Annotated in this window: 9 protein-coding genes and 1 CRISPR repeat array; of the genes, 6 read left to right on the forward strand and 3 right to left on the reverse strand. The window is 49.0% G+C overall.

What is annotated here, in order from left to right; translation table 11 throughout:
- Window positions 1-43: 43 nt before the first annotated feature.
- A complete protein-coding gene (gene csf4 / locus L2744_RS03580; protein WP_248990692.1) occupies window positions 44-2,524 on the reverse strand; it encodes a type IV CRISPR-associated DEAD/DEAH-box helicase Csf4 in 2,481 nt (826 codons plus the stop codon).
- Window positions 2,525-2,602: 78 nt separating this feature from the next.
- Here csf4 and csf5 point away from each other — a divergent pair, with 78 nt between their 5' ends.
- The 5 genes from csf5 to L2744_RS03610 all read left to right on the forward strand — a co-directional run bounded on the left by csf5 (window position 2,603) and on the right by L2744_RS03610 (window position 9,129).
- Complete coding sequence (csf5, locus tag L2744_RS03585; RefSeq protein ID WP_193153293.1) at window positions 2,603-3,304, forward strand: type IV CRISPR-associated endonuclease Csf5; 702 nt, start codon at window positions 2,603-2,605, stop codon at window positions 3,302-3,304.
- Entirely contained in the window at window positions 3,295-4,041 is a 747-nt protein-coding gene (csf1, locus tag L2744_RS03590) for a type IV CRISPR-associated protein Csf1 (RefSeq protein WP_248990693.1), read from the forward strand. The genes csf5 and csf1 overlap by 10 nt, the downstream gene beginning before the upstream one ends.
- A gap of 18 nt (window positions 4,042-4,059) precedes the next feature.
- Window positions 4,060-5,148 (forward strand): type IV CRISPR-associated protein Csf2, encoded by a 1,089-nt coding sequence (gene csf2, locus L2744_RS03595; RefSeq protein ID WP_248990694.1) that lies wholly within the window; start codon window positions 4,060-4,062, stop codon window positions 5,146-5,148.
- A gap of 6 nt (window positions 5,149-5,154) precedes the next feature.
- Entirely contained in the window at window positions 5,155-5,853 is a 699-nt protein-coding gene (csf3, locus tag L2744_RS03600) for a type IV CRISPR-associated protein Csf3 (protein ID WP_161647192.1), read from the forward strand.
- Between the two features lie 591 nt (window positions 5,854-6,444).
- Window positions 6,445-7,144: direct repeats of the CRISPR family, unit length 28 nt; unit sequence GTCTGTCCCGTACCTACGGGGGTTAAAG.
- A gap of 1,037 nt (window positions 7,145-8,181) precedes the next feature.
- A complete protein-coding gene (locus tag L2744_RS03610; RefSeq protein WP_021024261.1) occupies window positions 8,182-9,129 on the forward strand; it encodes an IS30 family transposase in 948 nt (315 codons plus the stop codon).
- Window positions 9,130-10,965: 1,836 nt separating this feature from the next.
- Here the strand turns inward: L2744_RS03610 and L2744_RS03615 are convergent.
- Window positions 10,966-11,724, reverse strand: a complete 759-nt coding sequence (locus L2744_RS03615; RefSeq protein WP_283103875.1) for a type I restriction endonuclease subunit R, EcoR124 family — start codon at window positions 11,722-11,724, stop codon at window positions 10,966-10,968.
- Between L2744_RS03615 and L2744_RS03620 the strand changes: the two genes are divergently transcribed.
- Window positions 11,713-12,636, forward strand: a complete 924-nt coding sequence (locus L2744_RS03620) for an IS5-like element IS903B family transposase (RefSeq protein ID WP_001118619.1) — start codon at window positions 11,713-11,715, stop codon at window positions 12,634-12,636. The two genes, L2744_RS03615 and L2744_RS03620, sit on opposite strands and share 12 nt — an antisense overlap.
- A 25-nt stretch (window positions 12,637-12,661) precedes the next feature.
- On the opposite strand, the gene L2744_RS03625 is transcribed toward L2744_RS03620, so the two are convergent.
- Window positions 12,662-15,145, reverse strand: coding sequence for an HsdR family type I site-specific deoxyribonuclease (locus L2744_RS03625; protein ID WP_248990697.1), 2,484 nt, complete (start codon window positions 15,143-15,145; stop codon window positions 12,662-12,664).
- Between the last annotated feature and the right edge of the window lie 32 nt (window positions 15,146-15,177).

Here is a 15,177-nt window from a genome sequence, read left to right on the forward strand (position 1 = left end):
ACCAAAATGGCCCTTGTTTAGAGCCATTTTGTTTATACGTATCTCAGTAAATTGGCCTTACCCTGGGATAGGATTCGATCACCCGCATAATTGGCCCCAGAAAGCCCTTGTACTCCGGCATCCTCAGCCTGCCATCCAAAACCAGTATGCGACGGTTTTTAGGCTGGTTCTCCAAGCGGATCAGGCGTCCAAGGCCTTGTTTGAAGCGGATAACCGTTTCCATGACTTCCATTGCCCCTTGCTTGCGGGAGCGAGCCAGACGTGCGTGGTAAGACAATGAACGGTTCAGGCCGAAAGGCAGCTTCGGAATGATGAGCGTGGCGATCACATTATCTTTCTCTGCGATTTCCTCATCGCTCAGCCCAATATGCTTGCCGTTGATGTCAAGGCCGGTCCATGCGCCGCCCAATGCAAGCCATAACGGCTTTTCACCAGCTTTCAGAGCATTCAGGTAGGCAACCTTCTGCGCTTCTGTCGTAACGTTCCCGTCAGCTTTGACTATTGGGTTATTGAGCCCCCCTAACCTGTCGTAAACGCCTCTCACATCGGCAAATGATGTCATCAGGACCAGCGTCCCCCCCTCACCCTGGCCGTGAGCTATCACGATTTGCTCAGCAATGTTATCCAGCCAGGCGCTGTGCATTTTCTCTCGGCTCTCAGTGGTTTCATCGCTCTGCTTTCGTCCTACCGGAACAAAACGTTCAGCTTGTTCGAGGGCCAAAGGAGGCAGACAAATTTCATGAACATTGCTTTTCAGCCACGGCGGAGTGATAGGCGTATAGGTTTTGAGCCGACGTTCGGGGATAAACAAGTTGTTTGCGAAGTAACTGCATGTGAACCCCCCCATTTTAGGGAAATACAATGTCGCACTGATACAGATGGCCGCAGAAACCTGCTGCCAAATTGTTCGCATATAAGGCTGGGTATTGATCTCACCAGAGATGATTTGCGGATACCGTTTCACTGGGGAGAATGTCAGCCCAAAGTGGTAGTGAGGTGAGTCAGCCTTATCAATCGCATATTGAAGCGTTCTGATCTGGGCCTTCAAGGAACCAGGTAATTTCCGGTAGTTCTTGGTTGACTTAACGAGGTTGACAATACGGCTTAACGCATGGAAATACTCAACCCCAGGAGTCAGGGATACCTTACCAGCTTCTTTATCTTGATCATCCGCATTGATGATGATGCTGGCCTCCTTTTTTATGTCCTTCATCTTCCCGGCTGGAATGATCCCCGCGTTACTATGGGACTCCAGTTCTTTGATGAAAGACCGGAACGAGAGGTTGTCACTGATCATTCGGGACGCGGTTTCCTCAAGAAGATGCGCTTCATCGACAAAGAGGAACTGATACATAGGCAACAAACCAATGTCATTGTTCTGGTACACCTCCTTGGATAGAAGGTCTTCTCTTCTTTGTAGCTCGTCTATGTCTTCTTTCAAGATGCGCTTGGCCTCATCCGTCGCCTTACCCAGCGCCTCGATTCGAGATGATATATCCCGCTTGGTAGCCTTCAACTCGTCGGTCAAGTCATGCTCGCTCTGTGCGATCCTGATGCGTCGAGTTTTAGCATCTATGGCAAGCATTGCGTGGGTACAGAGCACGATTTCAGGGTAAACATCTTCTCGCACGAACTGACTTTTATAGGCCAGATACCCTGGGTCTTCGCTCGATGCGTCCACCCCCAGCACGACCTCAGACGTAGCAGCATTGGGGAAAAGGCTGACCAGCTCATCAAGCAAATATGCGGGAGCGGCGTCGATTTCACGCTCTTGAAGCAGGCCGGTTTGCATCCATCGTTCGACAGCATGGAGGACTTCTTGAGGGATCTCGTCATCGGCCAGATACCGGCGCAGTTTGTCCACACTCACGAAGCTGTTTCTTCCCAACACAACCCTAAGCGGAACCATCTCCACACCAGCCGCCACCAGTCGCTCATAGGTCTTAGCCATCTGCTGGATGTTGCTTATGGTGTTTGTTGCGATAACAGAGCGCTGCCCTTTTGCAGCGGCGATCTGATTAGCACTGGCAAGGATGGTCAGCGTCTTACCTATCCCTGTTCCACCTTCGACCATGCCGATGCCCCCTTTGGCGAGGGTGTCATTTATCGCATCCGCCAAGATGAGCTGCTCCTTTCTTGGCCTCATCGCAAGGGGATTCAGATAGACGTCCATCATGTGCTCACTTTCTTCCGAGGTAAGCTGGTGATTGACGTAGAGCTCCTTTTCGATCCCAGCGCTCAAAATATAAAAAAGCAGTAGCCCCTCAGGCTGTTTATGCTCTCGCATCAGCGTTCTTATTTTGGCGCTGACTTGCTGGGGGAACGTCAGGTTGTAGTGGAATGCGACACTCCCCTCATCGCTCTGGGCATCCATCTTCGGCCCGAGTCCCCTCTCTATCGCATCGACGATGATTTTCTTCGCAACATCTGCGACTTTTTTTTGATCATCCTTGCTAAGGATGTCTGCTGTGTTGTCAGGCAATAGCGCTTGGGCGAGCTGCTGCGGAATCTTAACCTTCGCCATAATCTTTCCTCTACGAGTTGACTTGGTAAAATCTTACTGATACGCTCTTTATAAGTCAAGAAAAGAGGAGCACCAGCGGTGAACCAATACATGCTCAAACTATGCCTCCCAAGAGGCATAAGCATTGGCCCCAACGAGCTGCGGGAGGCCACTGCGAAAGTCCTGAACGGTCAGGAGAACTGCCATCGTTTTTTTCACTATGACGAAAACGGCAAACCCTTAAATGAAAAGCCTGCCTACAGGTTTGTTGGTGGTAAAGGGTTCGTCGGCTTTGTCAGTGAACGGAGCGAGGAAGACATCAAGGACCTTATGTATCCGGTGCTCCAGGCCATACAAACACCCAAGTTGTTTTCAATGCTCAACGGCTTAATGCCGAAGGTGCAAATTCTGCAATTCGAGAAGAAGGCTTTTGTTACTCAGGAGCCTAACGTTTATCTCGTGTCGCGTTGTATCGACAAAAAGGAGCATCGGAAGGCGCTCGGTGAGGAAGGTCGTCTGACCGTGCTATTCAAAAGCATGTTGGCACAAGCGGTTAAGGAAGGAGTTCTTACAGCTCTTCCGGATGACCAGGACCTTCAACTTCAATTCGCTTCTGTACGTGATCTTGGGCTGGAAACCCAATTCCAAAACCAGAACAAGAAGTGGATGCACATGATGCACGCTCAGTTTATTGCCAATATTGATCTCCAAGGTATTTGGCAAATGGGCGGCATGACATCTCGCGGCCACGGCCTCATTTTCAAGCAAAACAAAAAGGGGGTATTTCAATCATGCCTCTGACAGTTTCGCAAATGATTGCCAAGTATCACCCCATCAATATGGTCAGCAGCACTCATGCAGACCATGACTCACACTGCGGTATCTGCGGAGGTGCCATCAAAGCTGGTGATGCCTGTGACGAGATGGTGTTAACCAAAACCTTTACCAATCAAAATGATTTGGCTGACATGTCAGCACCATACCGTTGTGTTGGCTGCGCCTCTATCATGGCCGATGGCCGCTTCCAAATGCAGCTATCCAGTGTTGTTATCACACCGCAAGCCATTTACCCGTTTGCCAAAAAGGTTGATCGCGGCTTTTTCCTAATCAACCCGCCAGAGCCTCCTTTTGCGATGGTGATAGGAGTTAGCAAGCAGCAGCACGTTGTATGGCGCTCGCCCATAAACCTAAACAACAGACGGTTCCAGATCCAGCTTGGTGATGATCGCGTCGCTATACGCCATTCGCGCTTAATGGACGCAGTGAACGCGGTCAAGTCCATACACACTTGTGATATTTCGGAAATCATCGGCAAAAAAAACAAAGTCAAGGAGAACGCCTCCCCCTTTACTTTTAGCGATATGAAGTCTGCTCGCTCAAGACAAAGTGAGTGGGCATGGTGGGCCTTGTTGCTACGCCAAGAAGGGAAGCATGACGCAGAGTTCAAAGTGCTGGACGAACTGACTGCTGATGAGGCATGGGCGCTCGATTTTTGCCTCGCTGACGATATAAAAAAACCTGAACCAATTTTGCTATAACACCTGGAGACACATCGAATGAACAGCATCAATATCGTTTTGACTACTACCTCTCCCTGGTATGTCGCTTATCCTGAAAATGAATCGAAAGAATTAAAAGGGGTATCTCTGACGCAGAAGAAGTCTGTGTTTGGTCAGCAAGTTCCTTGTTATCTCGGTAACGGCCTCCGAGGCCAGTTCCGTCGTAGCATCGGTCAGTTGATCATCGACTCCTTGCGTGGACGAGGAGAGACTATCCCTGCAAACGTGTTTATTGGCTTGCAAACGGGTTCCGCATCGGCTCAGCCGGATAAATCCATGAATAGCGTCGAAGAGCTGACTCGTTCCGCACAGCATGTTTACATGGGCTTGTTCGGTGGTGGGGCTCGGACATTACGCAGCCGCTATAGCGTATCGGACATCACCCCTATTCTCCATTGCACTGTCGAGACAAATGAAATTGTCGCCCCCAAAGGGATGGTGGATGAGGTTCTGGACAGCCTCCACTACACCGTTAAAGAAGATGGGAAAGAAACCCAGAAGATCATAGAAGGCTGGCAGTTGATCGAAAAACGCTGGTTCACTAAGGTTGACGACTTTGAACGCGGTAATGTCACCTTTGAATTGCTTGATGCCATTGAAAACGGCACCGAAGCTGTATCTGAGTACCTCTCTGGCAATGCAGAAAACAGCAAGCAACGTAAAGCGGCAAAAAGCTCGGAAGGGAATGAAGTCGTTAAAAAAACATCTGTCGCCAACATGCTCGGTTTTGAGACCATCAAGACGGGCGTTAAGATGCACTTCCGAGTTGATTTCGATTCCACTGTTACGAAAGCACAGTTTGGTGCCCTTCTGTTGGCCCTTGAAGCCTGGGTGAACCGCAACTATGTCGGTGGCTGGGGCCGAACCAATTTTGGACGCTTCAAGATTGACGCCATCCGCATCGACTCTGACCGCTTTGAGATCTTTGAAAGCTATACCAGTGAAGCTCTCTACACTGAGGGGAAATTCACGCTTGCCAATATGGCTGATGACATCAAATCCCATGTGGCGGCCTGCAAATCTGAGATCGAAGCAGTTGAGCGCGATGAGATCGTCAGCTACTTCACCAACCTGGTAAAGGCATAAGGTGACATGATGGAGCCGTTAAAAGTCACCTTTAAACTCGGGGGCATGATGGTCATGCCCTCTAACCCGATACACCTGGACGCTTTGATTGCTTATGCCGTCACACAAGAGCGTTTGCCAGAACTGGAGTTTGATCCTCAACCCATATCCTCATTGGCCGAGGAACTTCCCATCGAAAAGTACGAGCAGGATGGTGACTGGTGCTGGAAGGCATCCGCCATCACCCCAAACAACGTGTTTGAACGCAGCTCTCGTCACTACACGCAGCGCATTGACGAAGACGCCTATGCAGAAGCCGCTAAAGGCGGCTTCATACAGTCAGGACGCAAACGCGGCGAATTGGAGAGAATGTCTCACGCGATCAAGATCGACACGTTACGAGGTAGCCAGCGCAATCTTCTCGGCTTTTACCGTACTGCGAGAGTCGATGAGTTAGTAGGCTATATTGTCGGGGATAAAGACCAGATCAGTTATTACCTCAAAGAGTCTGGGCTCATCACTCACATTGGCCCTCGTCGTCGTCAAGGTCATGGGAAAATAGTGGATGTCATCATCGAAAGTGACCAAATGGCCCTTGAAAAATGGATGCTGCGGGTCAAACCATTTAAGTTACTCGATGCTGACGTGGAGGTCTTTGCCACAACCAAGCCTCCATATTTCGACAAGACTTTGATGCAGACTGCGTTTATTCCTGATTTCATTTAAACGCACATATAAAAACAGATGGCCTTACTTTAACTGTTTAGGGGTCATCTGTTTTTTAATGTAAGTTGCCTTGCTCTTTTACAATATGTTTTCTCATTTGCTGTCAGCCCCGCTACAGCGGGGGTTAAAGATGAGCATTGAGTTTGATTGGTGAAGGAAATTTGTCCGCCCCGCACCAGCGGGGGTTGAAGGGCAGCTGGCCGCTATATAAAAACAGCATATTAGTCCGCCCCGCTTGTTCGGGGATTAAAGGTAGTCCGCAGGATCTGGCTGACACCATTTAACGTCTGCCCCGCTTGTACGGGGGTTGAAGGAGAACGCGGCCTGTGCCATGACGCAGGTGCTGGGTCTGCCCCGCTTGTTCGGGGGTTGAAGGAGAGCCATGTAGTCCTTCACAAGCTCTTGTCTGTCTGCCCCGCTTGTAAGGGGGTTGAAGTTCCTCCCAGGCACTGAGCTGCATGAATCCTGAGTCTGCCCCGCTTGTACGGGGGTTGAAGAGATGGTGCGTGGTCAACCAAAGAAACGATTCAGTCTGCCCCGCTTGTACGGGGGTTGAAGGAACGATGTTGTGATCCAATCGCCTTGCATTTCGTCTGTCCCGTACCTACGGGGGTTAAAGGAAATCTTCTGGATCTGGCTGGCACCACTTGATGTCTGTCCCGTACCTACGGGGGTTAAAGTAGGGCGGCTTGATACCCGCCAAGCTCCTTACCGTCTGTCCCGTACCTACGGGGGTTAAAGGGAAAGCCCGGTGTATTGTGCGCACTCGTTTATGTCTGTCCCGTACCTACGGGGGTTAAAGACAGCGTCCTTTGTGAGAGTCGCGCGTTTTTTCGTCTGTCCCGTACCTACGGGGGTTAAAGTCAAGACAATGAAAACGGCGCACAACGACCAAAGTCTGTCCCGTACCTACGGGGGTTAAAGAGTGAATCCAGCCCAATCAGGAAAAACCATTTTGTCTGTCCCGTACCTACGGGGGTTAAAGAGGAAGGCATGGGGTCTTACCTGTTCATCGTTTGTCTGTCCCGTACCTACGGGGGTTAAAGGATGGTGTTTGCCAGGAAGATGAGCCGGAAGTTGTCTGTCCCGTACCTACGGGGGTTAAAGGGTAGAGGAGAGTAATTGTGGCGCGGCTGAGTCGTCTGTCCCGTACCTACGGGGGTTAAAGAGTCCCATGTACCATCAGATCTCCTCGATTTGAGTCTGTCCCGTACCTACGGGGGTTAAAGTAGGAAATGTGGGAAAACCGGGAAACGGATTACGTCTGCCCCGTGCTTGCGGGGGTTAAAAGCATCCGTGGCAACCATTAGATCCGTCCAAGCAGTCTTCCCCGCTTGTGCGGGGGTTGAAGATCAACTGTAAGATACTCTTTATCAGACGGTGGGTCCGCCCCGCCTGCGTGGGGGTTAAAGTTTATCACCGCAGAGTAAAAGAGCTGCCTTTGAGTCCACCCCGCACCAGTGGGGGTTAAAGAGACAAGCTGGCCCTTTGATTATTCCGGTCGAAGTCCGCCCCTCACCAGCGGGGGTTAAAGGGAAGTCATAATCATAGCATCCCAAAAGCCAACGTCCGCCCCGCACCAGCGGGGGTTAAAGTTTATCACCCCAGAGTAAAAGAGCTGCCTTTGAGTCCGCCCCGCACCAGCGGGGGTTAAAGAAAAACGGGGATCTCGACAAGTCGGTTCTCTTAGTCCGCCCCGCACCAGCGGGGGTTAAAGTTGTAGCTATACAGGCTCCACACGAATACTATGGTCCGCCCCGCGCCAGCGGGGGTTAAAGATAACATCTTGATTTGTCATGAGCGCTCATACCGTCTGCCCCGCCCCGGCGGGGGTTAAAGATCTGAGTGGTTAAGAAGTGAAAAAGACTTTGAGTCCGCCCCGCTACAGCGGGGGTTAAAGGTACTGGGCCAGCAGCATAAACACAGTTTTCATGCCTGCCCCTTATGGTTGGGGGTTAAAGGAACTGCCCAATTGCGGAAAGTCATGCAGCTTTTTCTGCCCCGTATGAACGGGGGTTAAAGTACCTGCCTGCCGAGGACCCTCTGCCGGTGTTAGTCAGCCCCGTGTTAGCGGGGGTTAAAGGGGGGAGGTAATGGTTGATCACCTGGTATTTTTGTCAGCCCTGTGTTGGCGGGGGTTAAAGATAATGGCGGAGGTCAGCAAAGGATTAAGCGCCGTCAGCCCCGTGTTAGCGGGGGTTAAAGTATGAGAGCAGGCATAACCCCGATTTCAGATAATAAGTGCGACATTCATGGAAAGGTGTAGAAGAGGAAGCCGACTGCTGAAAGTGGTACGCTCTTCTCGCCAAAGAAACAAGCAGTACTACCATGAATTATCAGCAGTTGACCGAGGGCAGAAGATACCAGATTTCTGCTCTTTTGGAACGGGGAATTTCGGTTTCTGAAATAGCTAAAACCGTTCAGTGCCATCGCTCTACGGTATATCGGGAGCTTAAACGCGGCAGCAAAGGCAGTCATTATTGCCCAAGCGAAGCTCAGGTATTCTCAATCAAAAAACGCACATCAGCGCGGAAATACAGAATACCAAAGGAGCGTGTTGATTTTATCCGCCTCCTTTTAGAAGCAGATTGGAGCCCAGAGCAGATTTCCAGTGTATTAACTCGAGTCGGTGCCTCCGTCAGCCATGAGTGGATCTACCGATTTGTTGCGCAGGATAAACGCTTGGGAGGCAAGTTATATCGCCACTTGAGGCAAGGTCACAAGCGGTATCGTCGCGGTAGAAAAGAGAAAGCGCCAGCGATCAAGAATGCTGTTTCTATCGATGATAGGCCAAGCATCGTTGACAGCAAGGAGCGATTGGGTGATTGGGAAATCGACACCGTATTAGGCAAACATGGCACTGGTGCTATGGTGACAATTTTAGAGCGTAAAACACGATTTTACGTGGTCAAGAAAGTGCCATCGAAGTCAGCAGATGATGTCACCCAAGCCACCATAGAGCTACTCATGCCTTATAAGGAACATGTCCATACCATCACGGCAGATAACGGGAGAGAGTTTGCAGGCCACGAAACCATCGCAAAGGCGTTGGAGGCTGATGTGTACTTTGCCCATCCTTATAGCTCTTGGGAGCGTGGAGCCAATGAGAATGCTAACGGGCTTTTAAGGCAATATGTGAAGAAAGGAACCGACTTAACAACGGTAACAGACAGCGATATTGAATTCGCTGTATCACGGATAAATTATCGACCGAAAAAGTGTTTAGACTTCAAGCAACCAGCGATTGTCTTTAAAGAAATGACATTGGCTGCTTGATATTGGAGAGTGTCGCACTTCGCAGTTGAATTCGGGACCAAACACGTTACTTTGTCCGCCCCGCTACAGCGGGGGTTAAAGATTGAGTGCTCCGGCTTTGCTTGTGTGGTGAAGGTCTGCCCCGCTTGTACGGGGGTTGAAGTATATCCCGCATGTTCTTAATTCCCTGTTCGTAGTCAGCCCCGCGTCAGCGGGGGTTAAAGAGATAATTATCTAATGGGGGACCTTGGACGATTGTCAGCCCCGTGTTAGCGGGGGTTAAAGAAACGTCCCGGTATTTTTTAAAGCAACATAAACTTCCGCCCCGCTTGTGCGGGGGTTAAAGGTCAGATGTAGCATTCAAAGCATCAGTGGTCGAGTATGCCCCGCGTGAGCGGGGGTTAAAGGAGGAAAAGGAATTCACCATGAATGCTAAAAGAGTCTACCCCGTTTATACGGGGGTTAAAGAATCATAGCTTCTCCACGTCGGAGTTCTGATGCGTCCACCCCGCACCTGCGGGGGTTAAAGGTTATAGCCCTCAGTTCCCTTTTTGCGCGTGAAGTCCGCCCCGCGCCTGCGGGGGTTAAAGAGTAGGGTTTGACAGGTTAGTAATTGTAATACCGTCAGCCCCGTGTTAGCGGGGGTTAAAGGAACTGCCCAATTGCGGAAAGTCATGCAGCTTTTTCTGCCCCGTATGAACGGGGGTTGAAGAAATATTTTGTCGATAACAGGAACCTGCATCAGGTCTGCCCTGCGTGAGTGGGGGTTAAAGGGGAAATAAGGCGAATTGGTGGCTGAAACGGTGGTCCGCCCCGCACCTGCGGGGGTTAAAGGATAATTGCCTTCACGGGGGAGGTAATGGCTGAGTCCGCCCCGCCTGCGTGGGGGTTAAAGAAGTTAATTGGACACTTGAGCTACGGGATGACCGTCAGCCCCGTGTTAGCGGGGGTTAAAGATGACCAATCTCCAATTTTATTAACACAGAGCTGTCCGCCCCGCTACAGCGGGGGTTAAAGTACAGTCATCAGCCTATCCGTTATAAACCAGTTGTCTGCCCCGTACCAGCGGGGGTTAAAGAGATAATTATCTAATGGGGGACCTTGGACGATTGTCAGCCCCGTGTTAGCGGGGGTTAAAGGGGAGAGCTCTCTCTTGTATCTGTTTTTTGTGAGTCAGCCCCGCACCAGCGGGGGTTAAAGTGAAAGAGCTTTATGAGCTGAAACGGCTGGTGCGTCCGCCCCGCGTGAGCGGGGGTTAAAGGGTTGATTTATGGGTGTAGTGTAGATATTGCTCGTCCGCCCCGCACCAGCGGGGGTTAAAGGGTAGCTGGCCGCTATATAAAAACAGCATATTAGTCCGCCCCGCTTGTACGGGGGTTGAAGGAACTGCCCAATTGCGGAAAGTCATGCAGCTTTTTCTGCCCCGTATGAGCGGGGGTTTAAATCGAACTATCCGGAATTTCCGGATAGTTGGTATTCCCAATTATAAGGGTTAGCAAAAAGTGTAAAAGAGGAATAAAGTTTCATACTAAACAGTCAAGCAACCCTGATCGAACCGTTTAAGATTAAACATGACCAAAAATAAAGATTCATACCAATTGCTACGACTATGTCCGAACCACACTACAAGTGAGCATTAAAGTATCATACTCGTTGTAACTCACTTCTGGACAGAAATCATTTAGTAGCTTTACTTATTAGCTCCATTTGTGGGCCAATGACCTATCCAGAAAATGCATAATAATTAAACTAATTTGAATATTCATATCTGCTATCTCGAAAAAAAACAGCACTAATTTAAAAATATCGAGCTCTTTTCATCAAGCATTAACTACGTGAAAAGAGCTCTTCATATCACTACAACTGACCACCCACACCTTTAAACTTTTCAACAAAAGCGGCAATTTTCTGAAAAACCGTTTGCTTCTGGGTTCGGTACTGTGGGTTCAATGGGCTAAGTTTGGGCAGCGCCTCATTAAGTGCAGTGCCATTTTCAGAGGCGTACTCACGTTTGAGTGATGACGCAATATAGCGTTTGGCAGCATCGATATTGAGCTTTTCAGAGGCAATGATGGCATCGGCTTCGCGCTTCTGCTCCGCCTGGGCGAACTTGAAGAAAGCGTCGATAATGCTGGCTTTGTCATTGATCTCATCTAGGTTTGTCTGGTTAATAAAATCAACCACCAAGCTCTCTTTCGCTCTATTGCCAAGGCTACCGCGGATCATACGGCGGACTTCTTCAATCAAGCCTTCTTTGCTCTTGTTCTTCTTATTGTGCTCAAAAATAAGTTCAAGAATGTAATCGAGGTTAATTTCTTGAGATTTAAGCAAATCCACCTCAAAGATCACATCGTCCCAATCAACAGTGGACTTATCCTTTTCTTCCCCCTGCTTCTGACGACGTAACCAGTCGCGGGTATCGTTGTAAGTAGAGCGATAATCTTGAATAGCACGCTCGCTAGGCATATCGATAGCTTGCATAGCCTCGATGTCAGCATCGTCCAAATAGTACTTTGACTTAAACTCTGGCTTTGTTGAATAAATCGAACTTTTGCTGAGTTGAAGGATCAGATCACGTATCTTCCCGACAACGCAGACCGTTCCGTGGCAAAGCAAAAGTTCAAAATCACCAACTGGCCCACCTACAATAAAGCCCTCATCAACCGTGGCTCCATAACTTTCTGGCTGGATGATGAAGCTATTCAGGCCTGGTATGAGTCAGCAACACCTTCTTCACGAGGCAGACCTCAGCGCTATTCTGACCTTGCCATCACGACTGTGCTGGTCATTAAACGCGTATTCAGGCTGACCCTGCGCGCTGCGCAGGGCTTTATTGATTCCATTTTTTCTCTGATGAACGTTCCGCTACGCTGCCCGGATTACAGCTGTGTCAGCAGGCGGGCAAAGTCGGTTAATGTCAGTTTCAAAACGCCCACCCGGGGTGAAATCGCACACCTGGTAATTGATTCCACCGGGCTGAAGGTCTTCGGTGAAGGCGAGTGGAAAGTCAAAAAGCATGGCCAGGAACGCCGCCGTATCTGGCGTAAGCTGCATCTCGCCGTTGACAGTAAAACACATGAAATCATCTGCGCTGACCTGTCGCTGAACAACGTTACGGACTCAGAGGCCTTCCCCGGGTTAATCCGGCAAACCCACCGGAAAATCAGGTCAGCCGCCGCCGATGGCGCTTACGATACCCGGCTATGTCACGATGAACTGCGGCGTAAGAAAATCAGCGCGCTTATCCCTCCCCGAAAAGGTGCGGGTTACTGGCCCGGTGAATATGCAGACCGTAACCGTGCAGTGGCTAATCAGCGAATGACCGGGAGTAATGCGCGGTGGAAATGGACAACAGATTACAACCGTCGCTCGATAGCGGAAACGGCGATGTACCGGGTAAAACAGCTGTTCGGGGGTTCACTGACACTGCGTGACTACGATGGTCAGGTTGCAGAGGCTATGGCCCTGGTACGAGCGCTGAACAAAATGACGAAAGCAGGTATGCCTGAAAGCGTGCGTATTGCCTGAAAACACAACCCGCTACGGGGGAGACTTACCCGAAATCTGATTTATTCAACAAAGCCTTAAACTCTTCAACGGCTTGTTCATCACTGGTATCTAAGCTTTGCAGCGCTTTTAATCCAGCAAACTCATCGTAGTTTTGTAAAATATTTTCTGCTTTTAGGTATTCACCAAACAGCTTGGCAAATTCTTTTTTATCTTGTTCTTTTTCAATATGTTCTGGGTTTGGAAAACGTTCTTGCAGCTCTTTCACGATATCAACAAAACCTCGACGCGCTTGACCAGTAGCAATATCGTTAAAGCCTTCCATGTATTCTTTGTAGCTCTTCTCCAACACCACATTTTTGGTGTTTTTGTCTCCAAACAAGGTGATGGCATCAATGGTTGCCTGTTCCAAATCACGGAAGGTAACAATATTGCCAAAGGTCTTCGTCGCATCATAAATGCGGTTAGTGCGAGAAAATGCCTGCATCAAGCCGTGATAGCGCAAATTCTTATCAACAAACAAGGTGTTAAGCGTAGGCGCATCAAAGCCCGTTAAAAACATCCCCACCACTATGAGCAGATCTATTTCTTGATTCTTCACGCGCTGAGCAAGGTCACGGTAGTAGTTCTGAAAGCCATTACTGTCCACGCCATAGTTAGATTTAAACATGGCGTTGTAATCTTTAATCGCGGCGCTCAAAAACTCTTTTGCGCTGCTGTTCATGGCACTGACTTCAAAACTCTCATCTAAAATATCACCAATGGCGTCCTGCTCTTCATTGGCAGCAAATGAGAAGATAGTTGCAATGCGCAGAGGTTTACTTGTAGGTCCATTCTCAGCCTCGGCCTGCAATGTTTTGAAGGTTTCATAGTAGGCTTTCGCCGCATCAACACTACTGACCGCAAACATGGCGTTAAACCCTTTGGCGCCAGAATAGGCTCGATGTGTTTTCTGGTTAAAATGGCTCAGAATATACTGCGAGATTTCACCAATGCGCATTGGATGTAAGAAGGCTTTCTTATTCTCCGCCGCACTAAGCTTCTTATCATCCTGCTCAGTCTCAATGCTCTTAAATTGCGGACGAACATCGTTATAGTCCACTTTGAACTTGAGTACTTTTTCATCACGAATGGCATCGGTGATCACATACGTGTGCAACTGCTGGCCAAACACGCTACCCGTGGTTTCTGCGCCCAGTGCATTTTCTGGGAAAATGGGCGTACCTGTGAAGCCAAACTGGTAGTACTTTTTGAATTTCTTCTTCAGGTTTTTCTGCGCCTCACCGAACTGGCTTCGATGACACTCATCAAAAATAAAAACGACTTGCTTGTTGTATATAGCTAAATCGCTTTCGCTTTTGATTAAGTTGTTGAGCTTTTGGATTGTGGTGACGACAATCTTGTTATCGTCTTTATCCAGGTTACTCTTAAGCCCTGCGGTACTGTCTGAACCGTTCACACTATCAGGCGAGAACCGCTGATACTCTTTCATCGTCTGATAGTCGAGGTCTTTTCGGTCCACCACAAAGAAGACTTTATCGATACAGTCTAAATCGGTGGCCAAACGTGCCGCTTTAAAGCTGGTGAGTGTTTTGCCTGAACCCGTAGTGTGCCAAATGTACCCACCGCTCTCGGTGCTGCTCCAGTTCTTAGCGTTAAACGCGCTCTTTATCTTCCATAAAATGCGCTCAGTAGCCGCAATTTGGTAAGGGCGCATTACAAGTAAGGTATTGCTGACGTCAAACACCGAGTAACGCAAGATCACTTCAAGCAAGGTCTCTTTCTGGAAAAAAGTGGCGGTAAAATCTTTTAAATCCTTGATCAGCGTATTGTCTGACTTCGCCCAGTTCATCGTAAAATCGAAGCTGTTTTTGTCGCGCTTGGTGGTATTGGCAAAATAGCGCGTGTCGGTGCCATTAGAGATCACAAAAAGCTGCAAGAACTTGTACAAGGAGTGATCGCTATTAAAGCTTTCTTTGCTGTAGCGATGTATTTGATTAAACGCCTCACGGATCGCCACACCACGCTTTTTCAGTTCGATTTGCACCAAAGGCAAACCATTGATCAAAATCGTCACATCGTAACGGTTGGCATGGCTTCCCGTTTGCTCAAACTGCTTAATGACCTGCACTTTGTTACGAGCAATGGTCTTCTTATCAAACAGGTAGATGTTTTCTATATGGCCATCATCAAAGACAAAATCGAAAATATAGTCACTGTGCACTTTGCGAGTTTTATCAAGAATATTGTCGCTTGGTGTGTTCAGGTATTGCTCGCAAAAGCGAGCCCACTCGGCATCGGTAAATTCGACCTTATTAAGGGCTTGTAGCTGCTTGCGCACATTCGCCAGCATGGCATCGGGCGTGGTTAGTGCCGATAAATACTCATAGCCCTGGTTGCTTAGGTCCTGAATCAGCTCACGTTCTAAATCACCTTCGCTTTGAAAGCTTTCGTTAACCTGCCACTCTTTAGTGTATTTATCTAACACAATAAAGTTATTGGATTCTGCCACCGCTTTATAAGTCGTCATTCGTTTACATCCTTTTTTGTTAGCCGTGGTGT

Source organism: Shewanella profunda (assembly GCF_023283765.1).
Taxonomy (GTDB): Bacteria; Pseudomonadota; Gammaproteobacteria; order Enterobacterales; family Shewanellaceae; genus Shewanella; species Shewanella profunda.